Origin of the sequence: Sporosarcina koreensis, assembly GCF_001531445.1 — a bacterium.
Lineage (GTDB): Bacteria > Bacillota > Bacilli > Bacillales_A > Planococcaceae > Sporosarcina > Sporosarcina koreensis_C.
Map to the genome: position 1 here is coordinate 139497 of NZ_LQYA01000047.1, position 24900 is coordinate 164396.

Annotated in this window: 26 protein-coding genes; 15 read left to right on the forward strand and 11 right to left on the reverse strand. The window is 46.8% G+C overall.

The window, feature by feature from the left end:
- Window positions 1–232 precede the first annotated feature (232 nt).
- From AWV70_RS07605 to AWV70_RS07645, 9 genes are all read left to right on the forward strand, one after another.
- Entirely contained in the window at window positions 233–577 is a 345-nt protein-coding gene (locus AWV70_RS07605; protein ID WP_060205768.1) for a DUF6054 family protein, read from the forward strand.
- Window positions 574–1527 (forward strand): phosphotransferase enzyme family protein, encoded by a 954-nt coding sequence (locus tag AWV70_RS07610; protein WP_060205771.1) that lies wholly within the window; start codon window positions 574–576, stop codon window positions 1525–1527. The genes AWV70_RS07605 and AWV70_RS07610 overlap by 4 nt, the downstream gene beginning before the upstream one ends.
- Before the next feature lie 13 nt (window positions 1528–1540).
- Complete coding sequence (locus AWV70_RS07615) at window positions 1541–2194, forward strand: uracil-DNA glycosylase (protein WP_060205772.1); 654 nt, start codon at window positions 1541–1543, stop codon at window positions 2192–2194.
- On the forward strand, window positions 2187–2705 hold the full coding sequence (locus AWV70_RS07620; RefSeq protein WP_060205775.1) for a DNA topology modulation protein: 519 nt from the start codon (window positions 2187–2189) through the stop codon (window positions 2703–2705). The genes AWV70_RS07615 and AWV70_RS07620 overlap by 8 nt, the downstream gene beginning before the upstream one ends.
- A 238-nt stretch (window positions 2706–2943) precedes the next feature.
- The gene (locus AWV70_RS07625; protein ID WP_060205776.1) at window positions 2944–4677 is read left to right on the forward strand and encodes an ABC transporter ATP-binding protein; all 1734 of its coding nucleotides are present in this window, start codon (window positions 2944–2946) and stop codon (window positions 4675–4677) included.
- A gap of 48 nt (window positions 4678–4725) precedes the next feature.
- Window positions 4726–4938, forward strand: a complete 213-nt coding sequence (locus AWV70_RS07630) for a hypothetical protein (RefSeq protein WP_060205778.1) — start codon at window positions 4726–4728, stop codon at window positions 4936–4938.
- Between the two features lie 37 nt (window positions 4939–4975).
- The gene (locus AWV70_RS07635; protein WP_060205780.1) at window positions 4976–5569 is read left to right on the forward strand and encodes a DNA-3-methyladenine glycosylase; all 594 of its coding nucleotides are present in this window, start codon (window positions 4976–4978) and stop codon (window positions 5567–5569) included.
- Between the two features lie 61 nt (window positions 5570–5630).
- Complete coding sequence (locus tag AWV70_RS07640) at window positions 5631–6146, forward strand: type 1 glutamine amidotransferase domain-containing protein (RefSeq protein WP_060205782.1); 516 nt, start codon at window positions 5631–5633, stop codon at window positions 6144–6146.
- A 200-nt stretch (window positions 6147–6346) separates the two neighbouring features.
- Window positions 6347–7402, forward strand: a complete 1056-nt coding sequence (locus AWV70_RS07645) for a hypothetical protein (RefSeq protein WP_060205784.1) — start codon at window positions 6347–6349, stop codon at window positions 7400–7402.
- A 61-nt stretch (window positions 7403–7463) separates the two neighbouring features.
- Here the strand turns inward: AWV70_RS07645 and hmpA are convergent, their stop codons facing one another.
- Complete coding sequence (hmpA, locus tag AWV70_RS07650; protein WP_060205786.1) at window positions 7464–8651, reverse strand: NO-inducible flavohemoprotein; 1188 nt, start codon at window positions 8649–8651, stop codon at window positions 7464–7466.
- A 163-nt stretch (window positions 8652–8814) separates the two neighbouring features.
- Between hmpA and AWV70_RS07655 the strand changes: the two genes are divergently transcribed.
- Window positions 8815–9258: an RrF2 family transcriptional regulator gene (locus tag AWV70_RS07655; RefSeq protein WP_153009922.1), complete on the forward strand. Its 444-nt coding sequence runs from the start codon at window positions 8815–8817 to the stop codon at window positions 9256–9258.
- 36 nt (window positions 9259–9294) lie between these two features.
- The gene (locus AWV70_RS07660) at window positions 9295–10221 is read left to right on the forward strand and encodes a manganese-dependent inorganic pyrophosphatase (RefSeq protein ID WP_060205790.1); all 927 of its coding nucleotides are present in this window, start codon (window positions 9295–9297) and stop codon (window positions 10219–10221) included.
- A gap of 145 nt (window positions 10222–10366) precedes the next feature.
- On the opposite strand, the gene AWV70_RS07665 is transcribed toward AWV70_RS07660, so the two are convergent.
- On the reverse strand, window positions 10367–11743 hold the full coding sequence (locus AWV70_RS07665; RefSeq protein ID WP_060205792.1) for an FAD-dependent oxidoreductase: 1377 nt from the start codon (window positions 11741–11743) through the stop codon (window positions 10367–10369).
- A 102-nt stretch (window positions 11744–11845) separates the two neighbouring features.
- Between AWV70_RS07665 and AWV70_RS07670 the strand changes: the two genes are divergently transcribed.
- The gene (locus tag AWV70_RS07670; RefSeq protein WP_060205794.1) at window positions 11846–12553 is read left to right on the forward strand and encodes a DsbA family oxidoreductase; all 708 of its coding nucleotides are present in this window, start codon (window positions 11846–11848) and stop codon (window positions 12551–12553) included.
- Between the two features lie 16 nt (window positions 12554–12569).
- Here AWV70_RS07670 and AWV70_RS07675 read toward each other — a convergent pair whose 3' ends face one another.
- The 7 genes from AWV70_RS07675 to AWV70_RS07705 are packed head-to-tail and all read right to left on the reverse strand — an operon-like array spanning window position 12570 to window position 18360.
- Window positions 12570–12956, reverse strand: coding sequence for a Na+/H+ antiporter subunit G (locus AWV70_RS07675; RefSeq protein WP_060205796.1), 387 nt, complete (start codon window positions 12954–12956; stop codon window positions 12570–12572).
- Window positions 12934–13218 carry a Na(+)/H(+) antiporter subunit F1 gene (locus AWV70_RS07680; RefSeq protein ID WP_060205798.1) on the reverse strand — a complete coding sequence of 95 codons (285 nt, stop codon included), beginning with the start codon at window positions 13216–13218 and terminating at the stop codon, window positions 12934–12936. Before AWV70_RS07680 ends, AWV70_RS07675 begins: the two co-directional genes overlap by 23 nt.
- The gene (locus AWV70_RS07685) at window positions 13215–13697 is read right to left on the reverse strand and encodes a Na+/H+ antiporter subunit E (protein WP_060205800.1); all 483 of its coding nucleotides are present in this window, start codon (window positions 13695–13697) and stop codon (window positions 13215–13217) included. The genes AWV70_RS07680 and AWV70_RS07685 overlap by 4 nt, the downstream gene beginning before the upstream one ends.
- Window positions 13698–13720: 23 nt before the next feature.
- The gene (locus AWV70_RS07690) at window positions 13721–15205 is read right to left on the reverse strand and encodes a Na+/H+ antiporter subunit D (RefSeq protein ID WP_060205802.1); all 1485 of its coding nucleotides are present in this window, start codon (window positions 15203–15205) and stop codon (window positions 13721–13723) included.
- Window positions 15198–15536 carry a Na(+)/H(+) antiporter subunit C gene (locus tag AWV70_RS07695; protein ID WP_060205804.1) on the reverse strand — a complete coding sequence of 113 codons (339 nt, stop codon included), beginning with the start codon at window positions 15534–15536 and terminating at the stop codon, window positions 15198–15200. The genes AWV70_RS07690 and AWV70_RS07695 overlap by 8 nt, the downstream gene beginning before the upstream one ends.
- Window positions 15537–15539: 3 nt before the next feature.
- Window positions 15540–15962 carry a Na(+)/H(+) antiporter subunit B gene (locus AWV70_RS07700; RefSeq protein ID WP_060205806.1) on the reverse strand — a complete coding sequence of 141 codons (423 nt, stop codon included), beginning with the start codon at window positions 15960–15962 and terminating at the stop codon, window positions 15540–15542.
- Window positions 15949–18360, reverse strand: a complete 2412-nt coding sequence (locus AWV70_RS07705; protein ID WP_060205808.1) for a Na+/H+ antiporter subunit A — start codon at window positions 18358–18360, stop codon at window positions 15949–15951. Before AWV70_RS07705 ends, AWV70_RS07700 begins: the two co-directional genes overlap by 14 nt.
- Before the next feature lie 285 nt (window positions 18361–18645).
- Here AWV70_RS07705 and AWV70_RS07710 point away from each other — a divergent pair, with 285 nt between their 5' ends.
- Window positions 18646–19320, forward strand: a complete 675-nt coding sequence (locus tag AWV70_RS07710) for a histidine kinase (RefSeq protein ID WP_060205810.1) — start codon at window positions 18646–18648, stop codon at window positions 19318–19320.
- Between the two features lie 73 nt (window positions 19321–19393).
- Here AWV70_RS07710 and murB read toward each other — a convergent pair whose 3' ends face one another.
- Entirely contained in the window at window positions 19394–20305 is a 912-nt protein-coding gene (gene murB / locus AWV70_RS07715) for a UDP-N-acetylmuramate dehydrogenase (protein WP_060205927.1), read from the reverse strand.
- Window positions 20306–20471: 166 nt separating this feature from the next.
- Between murB and AWV70_RS07720 the strand changes: the two genes are divergently transcribed.
- Window positions 20472–22883 carry a penicillin acylase family protein gene (locus AWV70_RS07720; RefSeq protein WP_060205812.1) on the forward strand — a complete coding sequence of 804 codons (2412 nt, stop codon included), beginning with the start codon at window positions 20472–20474 and terminating at the stop codon, window positions 22881–22883.
- Between the two features lie 219 nt (window positions 22884–23102).
- Window positions 23103–23630, forward strand: a complete 528-nt coding sequence (locus tag AWV70_RS07725; RefSeq protein WP_060205813.1) for a YceI family protein — start codon at window positions 23103–23105, stop codon at window positions 23628–23630.
- 139 nt (window positions 23631–23769) lie between these two features.
- On the opposite strand, the gene AWV70_RS07730 is transcribed toward AWV70_RS07725, so the two are convergent.
- The gene (locus AWV70_RS07730) at window positions 23770–24822 is read right to left on the reverse strand and encodes a P1 family peptidase (RefSeq protein ID WP_060205815.1); all 1053 of its coding nucleotides are present in this window, start codon (window positions 24820–24822) and stop codon (window positions 23770–23772) included.
- Between the last annotated feature and the right edge of the window lie 78 nt (window positions 24823–24900).

Sequence of the window (24900 nt, forward strand, 5' to 3'; positions counted from 1 at the left end):
GGTGTCGCGTGTCCAAAGTGAGGTGTCGTGCGTTCAAAGCAAGGAGTCGCGCGCCCAAAGCAAGGAGTCGCGCGCCCAAAGCAAGGTGTTGCGCGTCCAAAGCGAGGTGTCGCGCATCCAAAAAGCAGCGGTCAACGTCTAAAAAACCCCCTCATCTATCGAAACTTCCACGAATTGAAACTTCCATTCAGTTCCATACGTATTTAGACATATATAGAGAGGGGATGTTGATATGTCAATCAAGAATTTCAATGTGTCAATTTCACCTGGGGAAGCAGTGTCCATCATTCAAACGGAAATTCTCCGGGGCAGCATTAGCGGAACGCTGGTCGACCATTACGAGCGAACGGCCGGTTCGTCAGAAGTCCATGTGCTGATCATGGAGAAATATTATATGCGGTCGAATAACAGAGCATCGGTAACTGCAACGATTGATAATTTCGAAGGTGCTACACGAGTCCATGTCGTAGCGGCAGGCAGTTCGGAAGGCGTATTCTTCCGGTTCGATTGGGGAGCGGGCAGCAGCTTTGCGACGAGTGTGGAGCGTGCGCTGGAACAATATATCATTGGGGGATGAAAGAATTGATTCAAGAGGTCATGCAATACTATTTTACAGAACCAGTTACACGCCATGAGATTCTACGTGACGAAAATAGGCTTGTCGCGGAAGTGGAAGTGGACGGGGCAATATATTTTCTGAAAGGCGAGAAGGCACCAGCTTCATTTATCGAAAGTATCATCGAATTTACTAAGATTATGAACAATGCTGGCTTGCCTTTTATCGTGCCGGAAAAAACCATAGAGGGAAATCGGTATGTTGAGCATGAGGGTTTGCATTTCATTCTCGAACAGAAAGGGAATGGGAAGGAATTGAAACGACTACGACTGTCACATATTAGAGAGAGTGGAAAAATGCTCGGCATGCAGCATGCCATCTCTTCAACGACTGACTTCCGTTTCAATACAGGAACTAGCTGGGGTATGTTCGGTGGCAATGAAACCGATGCGTTCGGTGATTATGATGAAAATGAATTAAGTTATTTGGATTTGATTCGGAGCATCAATGAAGATGAAACGTTTAAGGCAGAGCTGACAACGGTAAAAGAACTCTATAAAAGTAGAAGATTACAACTGAAAAAACTATGGAATACGCTTCCGTCAGGACCGATACAAGGAGATCTATGCCCTTATAATCTTTTATTCCAAGGAGATCATATATCCGGTGTCTTTGATTACAACATTGCGGGGGATGAAGTCCTGATTAATGAATGCATAGGGGTTGCTGTATTCCTGGCATGGCATTATGACTTCGACGGAACTGAAACGCCGGAGGAGCGATATCATGCATACATAGACGCCTATACATCCGAAAGGCCTTTGTCGAATCGCGAAATGGAGATGGTTCCCCATCTATTCGCAATCATCCGCGCATTTCGATATGATCGGATAGAAGAAGGAATTGAGAAGATTAAACAAGGTCATGGGAAAGTGTTCTTAGATAAGACAATCCAACTGTTGCAAGGCTGAAGGGAGTGTGCCGATGTTTCGAATACCTGAATCGATTGCTGAACTTGGAAGAGAGAGGATCAAAGGGTTTCCAGTGGAAGGATTTGTCTATGGAGAAGGTCCGCAAAAGCCGGAGCTCATGCTGATTGGTGAAGCGCCTGGAGAATTCGAGGCCGTGGATGGCATTCCTTTCATTGGCAGGGCTGGCAAGGAATTGATGAAGTCGCTTGATTCGATTGGATTGACGCGTGAAGATGTGTATATAACGAGCACGGTTCGCAGTCGGCCGTATAAGTGGGGCGAGAAACGGGAACGGGACGGCACGATGACGAAGCGGAAGTACAATCGGCCGCCGACGAAGAAAGAGATTTTGGCGCATGCTCCGGTGCTCGATTATGAAATCGCAAATATCGAGCCGAAGCTGATCGTGGCGCTCGGAAATGTCGGGTTGCAAAGGCTGCTCGGCAAAGATGAGAAGGTGACGGAGCTGCACGGGCAGTTACTGGAGAGACCGGTACGGTTTCTTCCCGATCTCGATAGCACTACGTTTGAGTGGACGGATCGCGTGTATCGGATCGTTCCTACATTTCATCCTGCAGCCGTCTTTTATCGACCATCGCACCGTCCTGATTTGGACGCGGATTGGTTGAAGATTGGACAGTTTTTGGAGGGTTTGCGGAATGAATGAAAGGTCATATAAAAGGATTCTGATTATCGGGTGCAGCGGTGCGGGGAAATCGACGTTATCGATTGAGCTTGCGGAGCGTCTGCAACTGCCTGTCCTTCATCTGGACGCCCTATTTTGGAATGAAGGATGGGTGCCGACGCCGAAGCCGGAATTTCGGGAAAAACTTCAAAATGAATTGGAAAAGCCCGCATGGATCATCGATGGAAATTTCAACTCCACGATTGAGATGCGGGCTCGATATGCTGATTTGATTATCTTCCTCGACTTCCCGAACTGGCTCTGTCTGACACGGATTTTCAAGAGGCGGTGGATGTATCGGGGGAGAACGCGTCCTGACATGGCGGAAGGGTGCGAGGAGAAGGTCGATTGGGAATTTGTGAAGTTCATCTGGACGTATCCGAAGAAGAAGCGGCCGGGCGTTTATGAAATGCTTGAGCGCAGTAGTGCGGAAGTGCTTATTTTGACATCGCCGAGGGAAGTGGAAGAATGGCTATCTACGGTACACGCTTAGATATTGGTGTAAATACGAAATCCGTCTATAATAAAACTCTGGCAGTGGCTTTACTTTTAAACGTTTATGCGCTTTTGAAAGGATTTATGCGTGAGTTCTTCCTTTTATGAGTTTTTGACATCGATTATGCGTCACTTTATCGGTTTATGAGCTTTTGGACGCATTTATGCGTGAACTTTTCTGTATATGAGTGATGTTGAGGATTTAAGCGTATCTGAAGAGAGAAGAGGGTGAGAATATGGAAAGTGAGTTGAAAACGAAAGGATCGATGAAGGAATTCATTGTTTTACTGCGGCAGCTGAAGTGGCCGAAGGGGAAGACGGCGCTTGCACTTGTGCTTGCGCTATGTTCGACCGCGGCGAGTTTAGCGGTTCCGTTAGTGACGCGGCAGCTTGTGGATTCGTTGACGGCGGCAGCGTTCAATTGGCAAACTGCTGTGTTCCTGTTTATCGTTTTCATTGTGCAGGCTGTATTGGGCGGGGTATCGTATTATTTACTTGCGTTCATCGGTGAAACAATCGTTGCGGATTTACGAAATAAATTATGGTACAAAGTGCTGCGGCTTCCAGTTTCCTATTACGATGAGAATGAAACCGGTGAAACGATGAGCCGCATCACGCAGGATACGACGATGCTAAAACAGTTGGTATCGGATCATCTTGTGTCATTCATTACGGGCATCATTTCGATCATCGGGGCCGTTGCGATTCTATTGTATTTGGATTGGAAGATGACGTTGATCATGTTGATTAGCATTCCGGTCAGTATGGCAATCATCTTCCCGCTTGGCCGGATCATGCATAAAATAGCGAAGTCGACGCAAGGGGAGATGGCGAAATTTTCGGGTCATCTTGGCCGGGTGCTTGGCGATATCCGTCTGGTGAAGGCATATCGGGCAGAGCCGAATGAAGGGGAGAAGGGTGGAAAGGCAATCAGCTCCCTGTTTTCATTCGGATTGAAAGAGGCGAGGATTCAGGCAATCATTTCGCCGGTCATGACGCTTGTGATGATGAGCATTTTAGTCGTGATCCTTGGCTATGGCGGTGCGCAAGTGTCCAAAGGGATATTATCCGCAGGAACACTCGTCGCCATCATTTTTCTCATGTTCCAGATCATAATGCCGTTCGCACAAATGGCGCAGGTGTTTACGATTTTCCAGAAAGCAGTCGGTGCAACGGAGCGGATCCAGCAGATTTTAGGAATGGACAGCGAGCGGGCGGAGGGTGTCAAAGCTGTTCCAGATGGCAGCATCCAGTTTGAAGCGGTCGATTTTTCATATGAAAACGGAAAGGATGTTCTTCAAGGGGTTTCATTCCAAGCAAAACCCGGAACGGTTACTGCGTTTGTAGGGCCAAGTGGCGGTGGGAAAACAACAATCTTCTCGCTCATTGAACGATTTTATTTGCCGACGGCGGGTGAGATATCGATCGGCGGCACACCGATAGCGAATATAGCCTTATCCGATTGGCGGAAGCGGATTGGCTATGTGTCGCAGGAAAGCCCGTTGTTGAGCGGGACAATTTTGGATAATATCGCGTACGGTTTGGAAATCCGTCCTTCATTGGAGGAGGTGCGGAGAGCTGCTGAGGCGGCTAACGCACTCCGGTTCATCGAAGAGATGGCGGATGGCTTTGAAACTCTCGTCGGGGAGAGGGGAATGAAGCTCTCGGGGGGACAACGGCAGCGAATTGCAATTGCGAGAGCTTTGCTGCATGATCCTGAGATTCTGCTGCTGGATGAAGCGACGTCGAATTTGGACAGCGGATCCGAAGCGCATGTCCAAGAGGCGCTTCAGCGGCTGATGGAAGGGCGTACGACACTCATCATCGCGCATCGTTTGTCGACTGTGATCGATGCGGACCAGCTTGTTTTCCTCGAAGCAGGGCAGATTACAGGGATTGGGACGCATAATGAATTGATTGACTCGCATCCGCTTTATCGAGAATTTGCTGAAGGGCAAGGATTGTCGTGACCCAATAGATAAAAAGAATGGGAAGTTAATTATCGGAGGAAACATGTAATGGCAACTAAGAAATCACTGGCGGATTATCAAAGAGAGTATGAGGAAATCATACATGCGGACCAACCGAAAAGAGATATGCTCCTGGTTGGTTTAATGACTGAGATGGAGAAGCAATTCAAGATTCCGATGCCAAGAAATAAAGAGTGGGAAAGGGAGAGCCCGGAAATTGCAGCGATGTACAGGAAGTTAATGATCACGAGATCACTGTAAAATAAACGAAGCGACTTAGGACGGGAGGAGGATTCGGATGTACGAGCCGATTGATAAATCATTTTTTGAGCCACATGTGCTTGAGCTTGCCCGAAATCTTGTCGGTCAATATATTGTGCATGAGCGGCCGGACGGAGTGATTGCCGCGCGGATTGTCGAGACGGAAGCGTATCACGGGCCTGAAGATCGTGCTGCCCATAGCTTCGGGAACCGGCGGACGAAACGGACGGAAATCATGTTCGGTACTGCGGGACTTGTGTACACGTACCAAATGCACACTCACACATTGATGAATGTCGTCAGTGGACCGATTGGGACGCCGCACGCTGTCCTTATCCGTGCCGCAGAGCCGGTCGACGGGCTAGAGCTGATGAAGGAAACCCGGGGCTCGCATCTGAAGATGAAGGACTGGACGAATGGGCCAGGCAAGCTGTCAAAGGCGCTCGGCGTGACGATGAAGTATTATGGACATCATTGGGCGGACGAGCCGCTGTTCATAGCCGCTGGGCCGGGCGCAAGTGAAATCGAAACGGGTCCCCGTGTAGGAATCGGGAACTCTGGAGAAGCCGTCCTCTATCCTTGGCGTTTTTTTGAAAAAGATAATCCTTATGTCTCAAAGTACCGCCCGTAAGTTTAGCTGCACGGGAGTGTGGAATAGTAGTAAGGGAAGAAAAACGAAAGGATGATAGATAATGGCTAAAATCGCTACAGTGATCACGAATCTATTCGAAGACTCGGAGTATACGGAGCCGGCAAAGGCTTTTGAGGAAGCGGGACATGAAGTCGTCACTATCGAGAAAGAAGCTGGCAAGGAAGTGAAAGGCAAGCAAGGTGAGTCGACGGTCAAAATTGACGTTGGAATCGACGATGCTTCGCCTGAAGACTTCGATGCTCTGTTTATTCCAGGCGGCTTTTCACCGGATCAGCTGCGGGCGGATGACCGATTCGTCCAATTCGCGAAAGCGTTTATGGACGCTAAGAAACCGGTATTCGCCATTTGCCATGGACCTCAATTGCTGCTTACGGCAAAGACGTTGGAAGGCAGAGATGCAACAGGCTATAAGTCCATCAAAGTAGATATGGAGTATGCAGGTGCAAAATATGCGGATAAAGAAGTCGTCGTATGCCAAAATCAATTGGTGACGAGCCGGACGCCCGACGATTTACCGGCGTTCATCCGCGAGTCAACAAAATTACTTGAGAAATGATAAAGCGAAGCAGGACCGTCCCTCAACTGGGGCGGTTCTTTTTTGTTAAATAACGGAATATAAAAATAAAGAAAAATACTTTGTTGAATTGAGGTGAATACCGTGTTAAATTAAAACGGTACAAGTTTATTCGTGTTGAAAATTCGGATTATTTGGCATATAGGAGTTTTTTTACGGGGATGCCGAGGGGGGAAAATAGTATGAAAAAGATACTGAAAATGGGTAGTGCTTTCATTGGAATCATCGTCGGTGCCGGCTTTGCTTCCGGGCAGGAAATACTATTGTACTTTACTAGTTTTGGATTCATGGGAATTGTTGCTGCGGTTTTATCTACAATTCTATTTGCTTATTTGGGAATGGTGTTGACGCGGATTGGGAGCAGAATGCGAACGACTTCTCATAAGGATGTCATTTACAAAATCAGTGGACGCTATATCGGGGTCATCATTGACTTTGTCATCATTTTTACACTATTCGGCACAGGCGTCGTCATGTTGGCGGGGGCTGGTTCCAATCTGCATCAACAATTTGGTTTACATCCCATCGTTGGAACGATCGTAATGGTGATTCTTGTCTATTTAACCATTTTACTGAATGTCGATAAAGTCGTTGGCGTCATTGGCAGTATTACGCCGTTTCTAATCATGGCAGTTGTCATTATCTCGGTTTATTCAATAGCGACGATGGATCAATCGTTCAGCTCTTTGAATACGACCGCAACCGCTTTGGACACGACGTTGCCGAACTGGTTTTTTTCTGCAATTAACTACGTGTCATTCAATATTACGGTAGGCGCCTCGATGGCATTGGTAATGGGCGGTGCGGAGAAGGATGAGAAAGCAGCGACGATCGGCGGGTTCGTAGGAGGATTGGGACTCGGTATCCTAATCATCCTCAGCAACTTGGCGATATTTTCCAAGGTGGATGTCGTAGGAGATGCCGATTTGCCGATGCTTGCGATTATTAATGACATTTCGCCGATCCTTGGGATTTTCATGGCATTTATTCTTTATGGAATGATCTTTAATACGGCTGTCAGTATGTTTTATGCTTTCGGTGCAAGGTTTGTAAAGATCAATACGAATAAATTCAAGACCTTCGTCATGATTACGCTCATCGCAGGATTTGCGCTAAGCTTCCGCGGCTTCAAAGAGCTGGTCGGGCAGTTCTATCCGTTCGTCGGGTATGCCGGATTATTCCTTGTCGGGGCGCTTATTGTTGCGTCATTCAGGCTTCCGGCGAAAGTCCGTAAATAGTCGTAAAAAAGCGCGTCTCTCTCATAATGAGGAAGTCGCGCTTTTTGTGTACAACCATTTATTAAGCGTGCTGCAATTCCAATTGTTCTTTCGGTCCGAAGAATTCGAAGTGGATTTTATCCTCGGACACTCCGTTTCCATGCAATGCGGAAATGACGGCTTGCATGAATGGAGTTGGTCCGCAGACATAAATGTCGCTGCCTTCCGCTACATGCTTCGCCAAAAATTCACTGTTGATGAAACCATCGCCTTCTTCTGAGTAAAGCACTTCGTATTTAGCATTTGGAAGCGAATCAGTCATGTTGCGCAATGCTTCATCGAACGCTTGGTGCTTGCGTGTACGTGCGGAATGAAGGAATGCCACTGGACGGTCCGGTGTAACATTTGCAATCGTTTCGAACATCGCCATCATCGGCGTGATGCCGACGCCTCCGCTAATCAACGTAACAGGTGAAGTGCTCTCCGTATCCAAATAGAAATCTCCAGCTGGTGCACTCACTTCAATCGTATCGCCAATGTTCGTGTTCCGATGAAGGTGGACGGAGCCTTTTCCATTAGGGACGCATTCATCTTCCCGTTTCACCGAAATCCGGAATGTATCTTTACCAGGCGCTTGCGACAAGCTGTACTGACGGTTCAACGTGTATTTATCTCCAGGAGTTTGGAAACGGACTGTAATGTACTGCCCCGGCTTGTACGCAGGCAGTTGTTTACCGTCTGCCGGCTTCAAATAGAATGATGTGATGACATCACTTTCCGGAACTTTGTCGACGATGACGAAATCCTTGAATGTTCTCCAGCCGCCTTCAGCTTCTTCAGTCGCGTCATACATGTCCTTCTCGATGCCGATGAACGCGTCTGCGATGACTTGGTATGCTTCTCCCCAAGCTCCGATGATTTCTGGTGTTGCCGCATCGCCAAGCACTTCCTTGATAGCTTCTAGAAGATGATAGCCGACAATTGGATAATGTTCTTTTTGAATACCTAAAGAACGGTGCTTATGGGCGATTTGAATGACTGCAGGGATGATTGCACCGAGATTGTCGATATTCGCTGCAGCTGCGTAAACGGTATTGGCAAGTGCAGTTTGTTGACGGCCCTTCGATTGGTTTGCATGGTTGAAAATATTCAATAGCTCAGGATGGGCAGCGAACATATTTTTATAAAAGACTGTTGTAATTGTTTTACCATGTTGCTCAAGAACTGGAACTGTAGATTTTACGATATCAATTGTTTTTTGGGATAACATAAGGTGCACAACCTTTCTTGTTTTGTTACTTTCACTATAAACGATTACTTTTCTTAAAGATATATTTAAAATGCATCTTTATATTGATGTAAAATTTTAGACACATTTCTTTCACGATACCGACATAATCGCTTATAATAGGTTGTTGAATGGCGGTGAAATTATGCGGTTGACATTATATACAGATTTTTCATTGCGAGTCTTACTGTATTTGGCTACAAAGGAAGCCGAAGAGTTATCGACGATCCAGGAAATTTCGGATCGATACCAAATCTCTAAAAACCATCTGACAAAAGTTGTCCATGAGTTAGGAAAGATGGGTCTTATTGAAACGGTGCGCGGGAGAGGCGGAGGAATCAGGCTGAACGTGAAGCCCGAGGATATAAATGTAGGCGAACTCGTCCGGAAGACGGAAGATGATTTCTATCTTGTCGAATGCTTCCGTCCGGATGGCAATCATTGTATCCTGTCGTCTGCATGCCGATTGAAAGGCGCATTGCATGAAGCGCTTTCCGCTTATTTGGCCGTTTTGGACAAGTACACGATTGCCGATTTCCTCGTAAATAAAGAGGAGCTGGCAGCGATTTTGTTCAGCAAACCTTTATGATAGAATAAAAAGGAATATACCAGTAGGAGGATTATAATGGGGAAAGTATTCGTATTTGGACATAAAAACCCTGACACCGATTCCATTACGTCGGCGATCAGCTATGCTTATTTGAAACAACAGCTTGGGATGGATGCAGAAGCGGTGCGTCTTGGTTCTATTTCAGGTGAAACAGCTTACGCGCTCGGTCAATTCGGCTTTGAAGCTCCACGATTAATCGAAAAAGCAGCGCCGGAAGCAAAGCAAGTCATCCTTGTCGATCATAATGAAAAACAGCAAAGTGTTGATGATCTGGATGATGTACAAGTCATCGAAGTCGTCGATCATCACCGGATCGCCAATTTCCAAACGGCAGATCCGCTTTATTACCGTGCTGAACCAGTCGGCTGCACAGCAACAATCTTAAAAAAGCTGTATAAGGAAAATAACGTCGAGATTCCAAAGGACATTGCGGGACTCATGCTTTCCGCAATCATTTCCGATTCATTGCTATTCAAATCACCGACATTCACGGAAGAGGATCGCTCGGCCGCTGAAGAATTGGCAACGATTGCGGAAGTGGATGCGCAAGTGTACGGTCTTGAAATGCTGAAGGCTGGCGCGGATCTGAGCGGAAAATCACTAGAGGAACTCGTATCGCTTGATGCGAAGGAGTTCACGATCGGTGATGCGAAAATTGAAATCGCGCAAGTGAACGCGATTGAAGTCGATGATGTCATGAATCGCCAAGCCGAGGTGGAAGTTCTATTGAACAGCATCATCGAAGAAAAAGGATTAGACCTGTTCCTGTTCGTCGTAACGGACATCTTGAACAATGATTCGACTGTCATTGCACTCGGAAACGCTGCAGAACGCGCTTGTGCTGCATTCAACGTTGCATTGACGAACAATACGACTTTGTTCAAAGGTGTCGTTTCAAGGAAAAAACAAATCGTGCCTGTTTTGACAGAAGCATTGAAATAAAATAATAAAAAGGTTGTGCTCTTCTTTAGGGGCACAACCTTTTTTAGATATCAATACTGATCCATCATTTCCCGACGGATATCAATCATTTCCCAAGATATATGGTCATTTCGGGACCTTCGACGCACGCGATTGATGGAGATTGTCATTCCAAATCCAGCGGTTTCGTTGCAGGTCCTTCGAGGACGGAGCCATCCTTCCGGAAACGGGATCCGTGGCAAGGACAATCCCATGTTTGGTCGGCTTCATTCCACCGCGTCCTGCACCCCATATGTGTGCAGATCGGAGAGTCGGTCCTTGAAATATGCCCCCCGGTGAATTCTCTCAGCACAAGCCCCGTATTCTTTAATGCTTGAACGAGGAATGAGCCGAAGCCGGTGCGATCGGGTGCATAGAGCGAAGCGGCCTTGTTCTGCCGACCGACGATCTGGTCGCTGATAATCCGCGCACTGACAAGTGAATTGGACAGCCCCCATTTCCGGAAACCCGTATTCAAATGAACATAAGGCATGCTCGTCGAAATGCAGCCGGCATACGGAATGAGGTCTGGAGTCTGCGGATCCTGTGCAGACCAGCCGTATTTCATCGCGTCCAGCTGATAGACATTCCTCAATTCGGAGGACAACGTTTCATAATGCACTTGCGTCTCTTTTTCCATCCCTGCCTGATGCCCTTCGCCGGATAAGAGGAAATGTGTTTTTCCGTCGATATAAGCTGTTCTTACCGAACGTTTCGGATTGTCGACCGAAATATATTGTCCCATCAACGGCATATTCGCCGGTGCTGAAACGAGATAGGAGCGGCTGACGGTCAATTTCAAGATTTGCAAACCTCTTAACGCCTCGATTGGGTAATGGGTACATAGCACAAGTTCATTAAATTGGATTTCGTTTTTTGAATTTGTATAGAGCAGGCGTTTTTTCAAGTCCATGAGACGCACATCCGATTTCTCGTAAATACGGGCTCCTGCTTTAACGGCGAGTTTCGCCAAATGCTGGCCGAAGCGCACAGGATGGATCTGTGTTTCGTCTTTCAACGTCAACGTCAAATCGGTTTTCAAAGGAAGTTCGCTATTCCTGCCAAGTTCCCCAACAATGCCGATGTCGTCATACGCCTTCTTTTCATCTTGAAGCAGTTCGGTCCCATACTTGGATTGCGCAAATAGGATGGAATCCGCATTCCGCAGTTCATCCCCTTCAGCGATAGAGCGTCCAAACAGCACGGCTTGCTTGTTCACTTCATAATAAATCCGTGCATTCTCCCGCCCGAACTGCTTGATCAGATCGGCATAGACGACGTCATGCTGCGCGGTCAATTTGCCAGTCGAATTGCCTGTAGCCCCGCATAGGATTTCATCTTTCTCAAGTAGGATAACGTCTTTTCCTTCTTTCGCTAAAAAATAGGCGTTTGCAATTCCGCTTAATCCTCCGCCAATAATGCAAACATCGCAGGATACGTCTTTATCCAGAGCGGGATAGGAATCCCGAGGGTACGCGGTCTGGAGCCATAGTGATTTGTACATAATAAGTCCTCCAATTGATCTTCGATAAGAAAGCAGCAGGCATATTCATTGTTGCCATTTTGAATGAAATCTAAAATGGAAGAGGAAAGGTGGTCGTAAATCGTGAAAATTGAAATCTGGTCAGACTATGTTTGCCCGTTTTGTTACATCGGGAAACGGAGATTGGAAGAAGCGTTACAGGAAACAAACTTGGGAGATAAGGTGGAAGTGACGTTCAAAGCGTTCCAGTTGGACCCGAACACACCTGTAGGCGCTGGAGGCGCCGTTCCGGAAGACTTGGCAAAGAAGTACGGCATCAGCTTGGATGAAGCGAAGAAGATGCTAGAGAATGTTGCCTCGCAGGCGAAGACAGTCGGACTGGATTTCGACGTCGAAGGCATGGTCGGTGCGAATACCTTCAACGCACACCGACTTGCTAAGCTTGCCGAAACGGAAGGCAAGGGCGGTGCCGTATCGGAACGTCTCCTGCAAGGCCACTTCGTAAAAGGAGAGGCAGTCGACAATGAAGATACTTTACTCTCCATTGCGGAAGGGGCAGGGATTTCGAAAGAACGTACAGAACAGATGCTTCAGTCAGATGAATTCTCTGATGACGTGAAAAGGGATATCGCAGAAGCCGGACAACTTGGCGTCCAAGGCGTCCCATTCTTCGTCATCAATCGCAAATACGCTATTTCAGGAGCGCAGCCGGTTGAAGCATTTACAGAAGCGCTGAAAAAAGTGGCGGCAGAAGAAGGCATCCAACCTCAGTTGAAAGTGTTAGGCACCGAAGGCCAAGGCGTATGCACGGATGATAACTGCGATATTTGATCGAAAAAATGACGGTCTAGCTTTTTTCGCTAGAACCGTCATTTTTGCTTTCATCCTTATATAAAACCTCATATAACTCATCTTCCGTCGAAATATCCGCAAGCTTCACCTTTGAGCGGTACGCTGCCCGGACAATCAAATGCCCCGCGACCGGTGCAGTAAGAAAAACAAAAACGATACCGAGAAGCACCCGCACACTCACAAACTGTTCACGGAACAAGAAATACAAGAAAGTACCTGAAAGTGTCAGCAATACGGCAAGGGTTGAGCTTTTCGTCGCGGCGTGCGACCGCGTATAGATATCTGGCAATCGGATAAGCCCGAAAGCACTAATGACACTCGCAATCCCGCCCGTCAATATCAACAAAGCGCCTATGAATTCACCGATCTCGTTTACGCTCAACGATTACACCCCTCTCAATAGCTTTCGAAAAGGCGATCGTTCCGATGAAGGACAAAATCCCTAAAATCAAAATGACCTCCAAAAAAGCTTTCGTCTTCAACATGATCGAGACAACAGCAATCATCGCAATCAGGTTGACACCAATCATATCCAGGGCAATGACACGATCCGGCATGGATGGGCCAAGGATGATACGGAGCACGGCGATGGAGATGGTAATGGAAAACAGGACGAGCGATATCGTCATCATTGTTTCAATCATCGTGTCACCTCCATAATCGCTTTTTCAAAGTTCTTCAGTTGTTTGATCAAACCGGCTCGGGACTGCTCTACGTCCATCGCGTGGATATAAAGCGTGTTGCCTTCGGGAGATACTTCCATGACGACAGACCCCGGCGTCAAGGTGAGAAGAAGCGACAGCATTGTCACTTCCACATCACTTTTCAAAACAGTTTCATATTTAAAGATGCCTGGTTTAATTTTCAATGTCGGGCTTAAAATCTGCCGTAGTACGACGATGCTTGACTGTGTCAATTCCGAGATGAATATCAAAAGCAATTTAAATGAATAAAATAACCGGCGTAAATAAAATTGGGTGCCGAAAAAACGGTGCATGAAAAAGATGATTCCAATTCCGACAAGGAAACCGGCAAAGAACGTCGTGAATCTCAATTCATCTTCATCCATTAACGTCATCCATAAAAAAGCGATGAACAGATTCAGTAATAACTGGGCTGGCACTTATCTTCACCTCAACTTTCCGCTTAACGATTTCCTTGTAAAACAGCATCGATATAAATTTCCGGATTCATAAGCGTCCGTGCTGCATCAGTAACATAAGGAGCAAGGCCTTCAACGCCGATCCCGATTGCAATCGTCATGATCGCAAATAGGATACATGGGACGAGCATCCCTTTTTTCAATGGAACGTCGTCATCCTCATTGATGATCGTCTCTCCCCAAAAACAATTCATGAAGATGCGCAATAGTGAGTACAGGACGAAAATGCCGGATAGAAAGGCTGCTATCAAAAGGATAAAGGAGCCTGATTCGATTGCCCCTTGCCCGATGAACACCTTGCCGATGAACCCGCTTAACGGCGGAATTCCCGCCAATGACAGCATCGTGATGAAAAAGAGCCATCCAAGTGTCGGATAGTTCCGGATCAAACCGCTCATCTCTTCGATTTTTGCTTTCCCCGTCAAATAGATCATCGTTCCGACAAGTAGGAACAGTAAAGCCTTAACAATCATGTCGTGAATCAAATAATAGATGGCGCCTTGGAAAGCGACTTCTGTTGAAATGGCCAACCCCGCCAATATGAATCCAACCGCAATTACCACGTTATACGAAACGATTTTTCGAATGTCGTTATAGGCAAGCGCACCGACACTTCCGCCAATCATCGTAAGAATTGCCATCACACCGATTGCGGTATGCGTAATGACCGGTTCATGATAAAAAATAAGGGTGAAGACGCGGAACATTGCGTATATACCCACCTTTGTAAGCAAGGCGCCGAAAAGGGCAGCTATGACGGTCGGAGGCGCGCTGTATGATCCAGGCAGCCAGAAATAAAGGAGCAGCCCCGCCTTTAAACTGAAGACGATTAAAAAGATAAGACTGATCACCGTCAGTAAAGGCCCTTGTCCGACTTCAGCGATCCTGACTGATAAATGGGCCATGTTCAATGTGCCGACCGTTCCGTATAAATACGCGATCCCCATTAAAAAGAACCATGAGGAAAGGACGTTGATTGTGACATATTTGATTGATTCGATCAGTTGGATCTTCCTGCCTCCCATTGTAATGAGTACATAAGAAGATAGGAGCATCACTTCGAAACAGACGAATAAGTTGAACAAGTCACCTGTCAGGAATGAACCATTAACGCCTGCGACGAGGAAGAAGACGAACGGATAAAAAAACATATGCTCATACTGCTTACCTATAGATGAAAAAGCGTAAATAAGAAGAATTCCTGTCACAATCGATGTTGTCACAACGAGCAGCATGGAAAATGAATCTGCAACGAATAAAATGCCGTAGGGGGGAAGCCAGCCTCCGAAATCGAGCCTTAAAATCCCTTCTTGCTGGATCTGGTGTAAAATGAGTACACTGACGACTACTGTTGCAATGCTCGACAGAATGCCGAGAACACGCTGCGTCTTTATGTAGTGACGTAAAAAAACGAGGATGATCCCTGTTAGTAATGGGATGATCATCGGCATGACTAGTATGTTATTCATCTTCAAACCCCCTTAACTGTTGGAGGTTATCCGTACCGGTCTTTTTGTATGTACGATACGCAAGTACAAGTAGAAATGCGGTAACGGCAAAGCTGATCACAATCGCTGTCAGAATCAGCGCCTGTGGCAAAGCATCCGTATAGCTTTCCGCATCCTCACCGAGCAACGGTGCACTGCCTTTCTTCAGTCCTCCCATAGTCATCAATAATAGATGCGCTGCGTGCGACAGGACGGCAGTCCCCAAAATCACACGAATCAAATTGCGGGACAGCAGCAAATAGACAGCGATCATTACAAGAAAGCCGACAAGTATTGTAATTAAAGTTTCCATCTGCTACACATCCTCACTAATGGTTGAAATAATCGTCACGACTACACCGACAACCGTCAATGCCACTCCCGCCTCGAATACGATAACTGTCGACAGTTCGGTATCACCGAAAACGGGCAAATTGAAATGGCCGGCTGCTTGTGTAAGGAAATGCTTGCCGAACAGAACCGAACCAATGCCGGTACCGACGGCAAGAAATGCCCCCAGAGCCGCTATTTTCTTGAAATCGAACGGAATGCCTTTATGCACCGTTTCAATATCATGAACTAAATAAAGTAGAACGAATGCGGAAGAGAGGACAAGACCGCCGATAAAACCGCCGCCGGGATTGTTATGCCCCGACAGAAACAGCTCCACACCGAACGTCAAAATGATGAATACGACGATTTTCGTCACGGTTTGCAAGATGACATCATTGATCTTCAACGTCTCGTTCCTCCTTTCGCACCTTCAATTTAATAAGTGTGAACACACCGATTCCAGCGATGAAAAGCACAACCACTTCAAGCATTGTATCAAACGCACGGAAATCTCCTAAAATTGTATTGACAATATTTGTACCACCTGCAAGGCGGTATGCATCTTCAAAGTAAACCGATATGGATTCGAACATTTTATTCCCCTGCACCGCTAGGGCGAGAACTGTCACAATCGACCCGACAGAAAAGGCGATTAACCCGTTTACCACTTTTGTACGGACCGGCGAACGCTCCTTCTTCCATTCCGGCAGAAAATAAAAGCAAAGAAGAAATAGGGCAGTCGTTACCGTTTCAACAATAGCTTGCGTCAAGGCCAAATCCGGCGCACGAAAGACGACGAAGAAGAATGCGATGGAATACCCAAGCACGCCGTTTAAAATGGTCGCTGTCATCCGGGATTTTGCGAATAGGATTGAAATCCCGGCAACTGCCATCGCAAGCACGATAAGATATTCATTCATCGTAATAGGCGCATCGTTTGAAAAATCGAAGGAATAGGAACCTGTCAAAAAGATAGCTCCTCCAACCACTACGATAAAGAATGTGAAGATATAAACGAGATAATCCTTTAAATATCCTTTCATATAAAGACGGGTAAAATAAGACGAACCTTTTTCCAATAAGACCAAATTGGCATTGAAGATTGAATCCAAATTCCATTTCAAGGGGGCTAACGTATAGATGCCTCTCCAATGACGGAAGGACCAATATAGGATAATTCCGAGCACAACGACTCCGACGGTCATCCACAATGCAGGATTAGTAAAGCCGTGCCATGGAACAATACGCGGCATGAGACTTCCGACGCCCGCGAGTGTTGGGTAGATTGCGGTCATTGCAGGACGCAGTAAATAGTCTCCGATAATATTCGGGAAAAAGAAGATTCCGACTACAAATATTGCCAAAATGGAAGGTGCAATCAGCATTCCGAAAGAGGCTTCCCTTGATGGTTTCTCGATACGATCCGGTTGAAATTTCCCAAGAAACGTTTGGAAAACGATAATCATGCTGTAAACAAATGTGAGGACACTTGCAAGCCAGGCGACAACAAGGAAAAGTGTCCCTAAAGTGCCGACATCAAAAAGTTCAAGATTGCGCGCATTCACCAATGACTCGAAAAACATTTCTTTGCTGAGAAAGCCATTGAATGGGGGCAGTCCTGCCATTGAAAAGCTGCCAATCAATGCGATGGTGAACGTAACCGGCATGAAAGACATCAGCCCGCCTAATCTACGGATATCCCGCGTCCCGAGTTCATGGTCGACAATGCCGACAACCATGAAAAGCGCACCTTTAAACGTGGAATGGTTAATGAGATGGAACAGGGCCGCAAATGTTGCTTGTGCATAGAAGACTGAATTGGCGCTATGCCCTTCATTGAGCGCAGCAGAACCAAGACCGAACAGGCTCATGACCAAGCCGAGCTGGCTGATTGTCGAATAGGCGAGCAACGCCTTTAGATCGGTCTGCTTAACGGCATTGAACGAGCCCCAGAATAAAGTGAAAACCCCAACACTGCTCACGAGATAAAACCAAGTCATTTCGCCGCCGAAAATGGGAGTGAACCGTGCGACTAAATAGATGCCCGCTTTCACCATCGTAGCGGAGTGCAAATAGGCACTGACCGGAGTAGGGGCTTCCATCGCGTCCGGCAGCCAAATATGAAACGGAAATTGGGCAGACTTCGTAAATGCACCTACTAAGACTAGCAACATGGAAATTAAAAAGAGAGGCTCGTCCGTGTATAGACCAATCGAGGCCACTATCTCACGTATACTGTACGATCCTGTCATAGTATGAAGCATAATGAAGCCGGCAAGCATCGCAAAGCCGCCCGATACAGTAATAAGCATGGATTTTTGAGCACCGTATCTCGATTTTTTCCGATGATACCAGAAAGCGATCAATAGGAAAGACGAAATGCTGGTCAACTCCCAAAAGACGTACAGCACCATGAGATTATCGGAAAACACGACGCCAAGCATCGCACCCATGAACAGTAACAGATAAACATAAAAGCGCCCCAATGATTCCCGCTCTGATAAATAATAGATGGAGTACAGAATTACCAAAGTGCCCACGCCGGTAATAAGCAGGGAGAATATTAAACTGAGACCATCAAGATAAGTTGTGAAATGGATGCCGGCAGAATCAATCCACCGAAGCGTATGTGTATATGTTTCACCTTTTGCTATTGAGGGGATAAAGCTTGCTAGTATTGCAAATAGCGTCAATGGAACAAGCAAGACGAACCAGCCGATTTTCCGGCTTTGTAACCTTTTATATAATAAGGGAACGAAGATGGCTGCTATAAAAGGGATGAAGATGGATAATGTAATCGTCAAACAGCTAACCTCCTAAAAAAGGGATTTCAATTTCTTATGTAAATTTTTTCTTGATTATCGGGGGATGGGCTTGACTCGTGCAGGAACTGGAGACATAATAGGTAGCTACAGATACCATTAGAAAAAGGTCATAACTGAATTATACACTAAACAGATTTTCATAGCACTTGGGGCATTTACATCTTGTCAACTCAACATCTTTTATGTATAATGTTATGGTTTTCAATTGTAAATACAAGTTACGTGACAGTCGAACGAAAATAATTGTAAGAGGTGACTACGGTCATGGGCAAAGTAAAAGGTCGTATGGACGAAAGCATACTTGTTTGTGTCTACTACGGTCCAAATGGCGAACGTCTCATTAGACGTGGACATAAAATGGCATCCATCATCGATTGTCCACTATATATATTAACGATTGATCCATTGCCATTCGATGAATTTGACGCGGAAAAATCCGAGTATATCGAAAGATGGCAAGAGCTTGCCGAAGAGCTCGATGTTGAAGATTTCATCATTATGGATAATGAAAAACGACCTGTTGCAAAGGTGATCAAAGAAGTAGCTCACAAACATAATATTACACAGATTATTATCGGTCAGACTGCCCAAAGTAGATGGGAAGAGATTACAAAAGGTTCATTCATGAACGTGTTATTACGAGAAATAACATTTGTCGATTTCCACGTCGTATCCGTCGACCGTGCCATCAAGGACGAAATAGAAGGCATGTTTGAAAAAGGTGTGCGGGCATATTTGGTCGAAGAAGGGGACGGCTTTCGAGTTAGCTTCACCCTTTCAAAAGAGGCGCGCTTCGAAGGCATTTTCTTCAAGGAGATCGGAACAGATTTCAATAATGGGATTTTCAAATTCATGAATAATAATAAAATGTGTCAAGTGCAGATTACGGATGACAGGGTCACCGAAGCAACGCAATTCGTCTGCAAAACGGAGCAGTGAAAAGACTAAACTTAAATAGAAGCGGATGGCCGGTTACTGGTCATCCGCTTTTTCTTTTCAACGCCACTTTTGTTTATTCTTCCCCTACGATTTTCACTTCCAGCTCCAAGTCGACATCAAACTTCTTCTTCACTTCCGTCTTCACCATGTTGATCGTTTCGATATAATCGGATGCGGTTGCCTTGTTTTTATTAATAATGAAACCTGCATGCTTCATCGACACTTCCGCACCGCCATGTCCTTTCCCTTGCAGACCGCAATCTTGGATCAATTTCCCCGCAAAATAGCCCGGTGGCCGTTTGAATACGCTGCCTGCGGAAGGATACTCGAGCGGCTGCTTCGATTCACGCTGGAATGTCAAGTCCGCCACTTTTGCATCGATCGCTTTCTTGTCGCCCTCTGCTAACTCGAAATCGGCGGATAAAACATAATACCCTTCGGAAGCAATAATGCTTTTCCGGTAACCAAGCTCTAATTCATCTTTCGATAGAACGAGGCGTTTGCCCGATTTCGTCAAGACGGTACACTGCACGATGATATCTTTGATTTCACCGCCATAGGCACCCGCGTTCATGGCCATCGCGCCGCCGATGGAACCGGGAATCCCGCACGCGAATTCAAGCCCCGTCAGCGATGCTGCAGCTGCCCGCCTTGAAACGTCAATGATAAGTGCTCCTGCTTCTGCGTGCACTTTCGTACCATCCACCTGGATTGCATTCAGTTTCGACAGATGGAGGACAATCCCACGTACCCCGCCATCTCTGACGACCATATTCGATCCATTTCCTAATAATAAAAGAGGAATGTCATTTTCAAATGCATACCGCACCGTCGATTCCGTTTCCTCGATCGTTCCTGGGATGACGAGTAGATCTGCGGCTCCGCCAAGTTTGGTCATCGTATATTTGTGTAATGGTTCATCTAACCGTAGTATGCCTTCAGTAATCATTCCGCGTAAATCTTCTAACCACTGATGCTTAGACATCAACATCCAGTCCCTTCAATTCTGATGCGCTGAAAACCTTCACTTTTTGCTAAATCAAAAAGAAGGCTTCACTTTTATAAGTATGCTGGCTATCAAGCGATTTGACAAGAAAATATAACCGAGTTTCTTGTTGTTGAAAAATTCCATTCGGAAATAAAGGGGATGAATGGCCATTCATAGAATTGTAAAGCAGGGGGGATGCACTTTGAGAAAAAGGAAAATGAGAAAATGGACAAAAGTATTGTTATCCATCTTTGGCGGATTGCTTGCAATACTCGTTGCCGGGTTGATTGTCATCAATGTGTACATAGGTAAATCGAAGCCGCTTATCGAAGGGGAGATGAGCGTGGACTTCTTGGACGAAGACGTGGACATTACGCGGGATGCGGACGGGGTGCCCCATATTAACGCTAGTTCCGACGCTGATTTGTACCGGGCGCAAGGTTTTGTGCAGGCCCAAGATCGTTTATTTCAAATGGATTTGGCAAGGCGTCAGGCAAGCGGCCGCCTGGCTGAAGTAGTCGGTGCCGCTGCTGTTGATACAGATAAGACCTTCCGGACATTCAGTTTGCGCAATGCGGCGGAAGCCTCCTATGACGGATATGGGGATGACGCCAAGAAGGTTCTTGACTGGTTCGCGGAAGGTGTCAATGCTTACATGCAACAGGCGAAGGAAGACGGGAAATTGCCTTATGAATTCAAGCTCCTTGGCTATGAGCCGGAAGAGTGGACGCCTATCGACTCACTTACAATCGGGAAGTATATGGCCTACGATTTGGGGGGCAACTGGGATAGCCTCGCTGTCAGGCATTGGGCGCTGAACAATTTCCCGGAGGAGCAGGCACGTGAATTATTCGTCAGCTATCCTGACCATGCGCCTTCAATTATCGAGGCCAATTTGAAGACGCCTGTTGAAGTGGCGGGCCGCTTCAATCCGGATTTGGTGCCGCATGAGTTTAATGGCAGTAATAACTGGGTCGTTTCCGGAGATAAGACAGCGTCAGGAAAGCCGCTTCTCGCGGATGATCCTCACCTAGGATTGAATACGCCGTCAATTTGGTATCAAATGCATTTGCAATCGCCTGAGCAGAACGTCGGGGGAGTTATTTTTGCAGGCGTTCCGGGCATCATCCTAGGCCATAACGAGAATATCGCATGGGGTGTCACGAACGTCGGGCCGGATGTGCAGGATTTATATATCGAAATCCCGAATCCGGAGGACCCTACCCAATTCCGCTACGACGGGAAGTGGGAGCAGGCCGAAGTGCGAGATGAGACGATTTCCGTAAAAGGCGGGGAAGCTATCCCGTTCGAAGTGATTGTCACAAGGCACGGGCCGATCATGTCGGACATTTTGTATAAATCCGAGGATCCAGGGGCTTTGTTCTCCATGCAATGGACGGCACTCGAGCCGACGAAAGAGCTTGAAGCAATCATAAGAATGAATAAAGCGGGGGATTGGGAGACGTTCGAATCCGCATTGGAAGATTTCCATGCGCCGGCGCAGAACTTCGTATTTGCTGCGGTGGACGGGACAATCGCCTATAAAGCGAACGGAAGAATTCCGATCCGCAAACAAGGGGACGCCCAGCTGCCAGTGCCGGGGGATTCATCCGAATACGGCTGGAGCGGGTATGTGCCATATGACGAACTGCCGAAAGTTATTAATCCGTCGGAAGGCTTCATCGCAACTGCGAATAATGAAGTTGTCGATGATTCGTATCCGTATCATATAACTAAACTCTGGGCGCAGCCGTATCGGTATATGCGAATTGCCGAAGTATTGCAGGACGGTGACAATTTCACTGCGGAAGACATGATGGACTTGCAGATGGATCAGGAGAATTTATATGCCCGGGAGTTTTTACAAGACCTGATCGGTTCATTGAAGGCCGCTGATCTGGAAGGGAAACATGCCGAGCTTGTCAAAATGCTTGAGGGATGGGATCAAGTTGATTCCGCGGAAGCGGGTGCGCCGCTCCTTTTCCACAAAGTAATGAAGCAATTGCCAAAGACGATGTTCAGCAATGAAATGCCTGAAGATGTTTACAAACTCATGCCGGGTAAAGGGCAGATTGTCGACCGAATGTTGAGGGATGCATACAGCGGAAAGCCGGGCGTGTGGGTGTACAACTACGGGGGCGTCGACAAATGGGTCTATGATGCATTCGAGGTTGCCATTGCGGAAATTGAAGAACAGTTCGGGAATGATTCAGCAAAATGGAAGTGGGGAGACTTCCACCAATTGGCCTTCCCGCATTCATTAGCGGCAGCATCACCGATTTTCGCCTATTTCCTCAATCCTGAAAAACAGGCAATCGGCGGCTCGAATGTAACGGTGCAGGCGGCTGCATTTAAAGACGATGGAACCGTGAATCACGGCGCATCATGGCGTTTTGTCGCGGATCTGTCCGACTTGTCAGCGGCGCATCATATCGTTGGACCCGGTCAAAGCGGGCATATGAAATCAAAATGGTTCCACGATCAATCCGAAGATTGGGCGAATGGCATCTACCACGAAACTGTTCTCGACGGCGAAGTGAAAGATGGCTATACATTGAAATTAAAAGCGAAATGATAGGGGATGCTCCCGTTACTAACGCGTTTTAATTGGGGAAAGGAGCAATAAATTTTATTCTCGGATTTTTATCTTGACTTCGAGACATATTCGGCATATCATATGAATATATCTCGGAATGAAGATGTTTTTGCGATAGTGGAATATTTCTCTGGTTCTAGGTATATGGAATAGGGTAGTGAACATGAATAACGAAAAATGAAAAGGGTGGATGGTAAAATGACGACTTGGAATGTGGACGCATCACACACGAGTGTAGGTTTTACAGTAAAACATATGATGGTTTCAAAGGTTAAAGGAAGTTTCGGAAAAGTGGAAGGGACGATCGAGGGGAATCCTGAAGATTTGACAGATGCCAAAATCAATTTCACTATCGATGCAAGTTCTATCAATACGAATAGTGAAGATCGCGACAATCACCTTCGTTCAGGCGATTTCTTCGATACGGAAAAATTCCCTCAGCTGACATTCGTCTCTACAGACATCGTGAAAAAAGGCGATGATGAGTACGAGGTGACAGGTGATATGACAATCAAGGACGTTACGAAGAAAGTTACATTCGAAGCAGAATTCGAAGGCACGGGAACAAACCCATGGGGCGTTCAAGTCGCTGCTTTCGAAGTCGAAGGGAAAATTTCCCGTAAAGAATTCGGACTTACATGGAACCAAGCACTAGAAGCGGGCGGCGTGCTCGTAGGCGACGACATCAAGATTTCAATCGACCTGCAAGCAAACCCTGCTCAATAATAGTATATGAAACGGCACGCATGAGTTGTAAATTCATGCGTGCCGTTTTTAGATTGTAGTGAACACATGCCTCGGCGCTCATAACTCCCGTATCGCGCTCATAACCGCGGCTCCTGCGCTCATAAATCCCATTTCGCGCTCATAAATCATTATTCTCAACAAACGGCCATCGTTCCACCGTCCGCCCATGTCTTCCGGTTGTCGTTTTTGCATGGAGCAAAGATTGATAAACCGCCTCCTCCGTCGCCTCGATGACCGCCTGGAAAAGTGCATTCATCACCTTGGCGTCATCGCGCAGCAAAGTGTAGCTCACGGTTGAATCACCTTCACTCGAATGCGGAATCGTGAAAGCATTCGAAAAGGCGATGATGATGTCACCGCTTCCGTTATGGATATGGGAGCCGGTCCTGCCAAGACCGATGGAAGCGCGTCTTGCAAATCGCTTCAATTGCCGGCTATCCACTGGTGCATCCGTCGCGACGATAATCATGACAGAGCCGTCCGGTTTTTCGCTTTTCATTTCGCTGAATGGCTTCAAGTCGTCCTCCGCCGTCCTCATCTGCATTTCATTCCGCGCGAGCCATCCATCAATCAGGCATTCTTCCGCTTTGCCGAAATTCGTCAATGTCAGGACACCCACTGTGAATGAATCGTCTCCATGGGGGACAATCCTTGAAGAAGAGCCTATCCCGCCTTTCCGGCCGAAGCAGATCATCCCTTTTCCCGCGCCGACATCGCCTTGCTTCAACTCGCCTCCGCGCGCTTCGCGGATTGCTTCAACAGCATGGTTAGGCCTTACTTTCAACGACCGCATTGCATTCAAATAGCTGTCGTTGCATTCGCCGACGACGATGTTCAATGAACTGGTGGAATCTCCTATTGCGGTATTCTCCTCAAGCATATGGTGCAGCGTCCCTTCAAGCACTGCGCCGACGCTGAATGTATTTGTCAGCATAATCGGAGACTCGATGACACCAAGCTCCTCAACTTGAATAAGCCCCGCAGATTTGCCGAAGCCGTTCAATACGAAACTCGCTGCGGGCACCTTTTGTTCAAAGTAATTTCCCTCATGGGGCAATATCGCTGTGACACCCGTGCAGGCACTATCAGGTCCGGACTCCTCCTGTAAAGTCACATGGCCGACTGCTACACCGGGCACATCAGTAATAGCGTTCCATTTTCCTTTTTGCATGATTCAACACTCCATTTTTAATTGATGTTCGACATGTCTAACTTCCATACGAGGGTCGATAATCCTTTATTTCGGGGA

What these genes read in the sequence shown, in the direction of transcription:
- AWV70_RS07605 (WP_060205768.1), top strand. Translation starts at nt 233, where the DNA reads ATGTCAATCAAGAATTTCAATGTGTCAATTTCACCTGGGGAAGCAGTG.
- AWV70_RS07610 (WP_060205771.1), top strand. Translation starts at nt 574, where the DNA reads ATGAAAGAATTGATTCAAGAGGTCATGCAATACTATTTTACAGAACCA.
- AWV70_RS07615 (WP_060205772.1), top strand. Translation starts at nt 1,541, where the DNA reads ATGTTTCGAATACCTGAATCGATTGCTGAACTTGGAAGAGAGAGGATC.
- AWV70_RS07620 (WP_060205775.1), top strand. Translation starts at nt 2,187, where the DNA reads ATGAATGAAAGGTCATATAAAAGGATTCTGATTATCGGGTGCAGCGGT.
- AWV70_RS07625 (WP_060205776.1), top strand. Translation starts at nt 2,944, where the DNA reads ATGGAAAGTGAGTTGAAAACGAAAGGATCGATGAAGGAATTCATTGTT.
- AWV70_RS07630 (WP_060205778.1), top strand. Translation starts at nt 4,726, where the DNA reads ATGGCAACTAAGAAATCACTGGCGGATTATCAAAGAGAGTATGAGGAA.
- AWV70_RS07635 (WP_060205780.1), top strand. Translation starts at nt 4,976, where the DNA reads ATGTACGAGCCGATTGATAAATCATTTTTTGAGCCACATGTGCTTGAG.
- AWV70_RS07640 (WP_060205782.1), top strand. Translation starts at nt 5,631, where the DNA reads ATGGCTAAAATCGCTACAGTGATCACGAATCTATTCGAAGACTCGGAG.
- AWV70_RS07645 (WP_060205784.1), top strand. Translation starts at nt 6,347, where the DNA reads ATGAAAAAGATACTGAAAATGGGTAGTGCTTTCATTGGAATCATCGTC.
- hmpA (WP_060205786.1), bottom strand. Translation starts at nt 8,651, where the DNA reads ATGTTATCCCAAAAAACAATTGATATCGTAAAATCTACAGTTCCAGTT.
- AWV70_RS07655 (WP_153009922.1), top strand. Translation starts at nt 8,815, where the DNA reads ATGCGGTTGACATTATATACAGATTTTTCATTGCGAGTCTTACTGTAT.
- AWV70_RS07660 (WP_060205790.1), top strand. Translation starts at nt 9,295, where the DNA reads ATGGGGAAAGTATTCGTATTTGGACATAAAAACCCTGACACCGATTCC.
- AWV70_RS07665 (WP_060205792.1), bottom strand. Translation starts at nt 11,743, where the DNA reads ATGTACAAATCACTATGGCTCCAGACCGCGTACCCTCGGGATTCCTAT.
- AWV70_RS07680 (WP_060205798.1), bottom strand. Translation starts at nt 13,218, where the DNA reads ATGATTGAAACAATGATGACGATATCGCTCGTCCTGTTTTCCATTACC.
- AWV70_RS07690 (WP_060205802.1), bottom strand. Translation starts at nt 15,205, where the DNA reads ATGAATAACATACTAGTCATGCCGATGATCATCCCATTACTAACAGGG.
- AWV70_RS07695 (WP_060205804.1), bottom strand. Translation starts at nt 15,536, where the DNA reads ATGGAAACTTTAATTACAATACTTGTCGGCTTTCTTGTAATGATCGCT.
- AWV70_RS07710 (WP_060205810.1), top strand. Translation starts at nt 18,646, where the DNA reads ATGGGCAAAGTAAAAGGTCGTATGGACGAAAGCATACTTGTTTGTGTC.
- murB (WP_060205927.1), bottom strand. Translation starts at nt 20,305, where the DNA reads ATGTCTAAGCATCAGTGGTTAGAAGATTTACGCGGAATGATTACTGAA.
- AWV70_RS07720 (WP_060205812.1), top strand. Translation starts at nt 20,472, where the DNA reads ATGGCCATTCATAGAATTGTAAAGCAGGGGGGATGCACTTTGAGAAAA.
- AWV70_RS07725 (WP_060205813.1), top strand. Translation starts at nt 23,103, where the DNA reads ATGACGACTTGGAATGTGGACGCATCACACACGAGTGTAGGTTTTACA.
- AWV70_RS07730 (WP_060205815.1), bottom strand. Translation starts at nt 24,822, where the DNA reads ATGCAAAAAGGAAAATGGAACGCTATTACTGATGTGCCCGGTGTAGCA.